The organism is Mesorhizobium sp. M1066 (genome assembly GCF_040318635.1).
Lineage (GTDB): Bacteria > Pseudomonadota > Alphaproteobacteria > Rhizobiales > Rhizobiaceae > Mesorhizobium.
Map to the genome: position 1 here is coordinate 1 of NZ_JAMYMR010000127.1, position 622 is coordinate 622.

General features: G+C 55.0%; 2 protein-coding genes. Both read right to left on the reverse strand.

What is annotated here, in order from left to right; translation table 11 throughout:
* On the reverse strand, positions 1-309 hold a 309-nt coding region (locus tag NKH52_RS35430), incomplete at its 3' end, for a hypothetical protein (RefSeq protein WP_352658235.1).
* Positions 310-351: 42 nt separating this feature from the next.
* On the reverse strand, positions 352-622 hold a 271-nt coding region (locus NKH52_RS35435; RefSeq protein ID WP_352968526.1), incomplete at its 5' end, for a hypothetical protein.

The following is a 622-nucleotide window of genomic DNA, read 5'->3' on the forward strand; positions in this document are numbered from 1 at the left end:
CTCAATAGGGATGCCGTTGTCGATCATCCACTTGTGGACGCTCTGGGTTTTGCCCTGCGCGTCCACAAACGTGCCATATTCGTTCTCTTGCTTGTCGTCAGCGGGCCGGTTGACGCGTAGCTCGGCCAAAGCGGAGTTCGCGCTCTTCAGCCAATCGTTCAGCTTCTCCATGTCCTCGAATTCATCTGTGAGTTGATGCTCGAGATAATTATATCGTTCCATCTGGAGCAGCTGTGCCAATGCGGCCGCCCGGCCCCGTCCCCCGGCAATATTGGCATACGTCAGAGTTGGGAAGCTTACGTCCGACATTCCTCATTCCTTTTCCTGCGCAGGTTTAACTGGTTCCAAAGCTCATCCCATGTTGGCGATTTTGCTCCGCGTCTCAGCATCGGCGCGTCTCACTTCAGAAAGCGTTTCCAGAACATCGTTGATCATCCTTTCATATGCCGACTTGTATTCGGTTTCATCCTCGGCGCGAGAGCGTATCTCGGTGTCCTCCGCGTCCAGCTTCGCCTTTTTCTCCTGCTCTATCGTTGCTGCCATGTTCAAGCCGGCACCTGCAATCTTGCCAAGCTCGGATATGCCCGTGGCGACGCCGCTCCAGGTCATCGTCGTTTGTTGC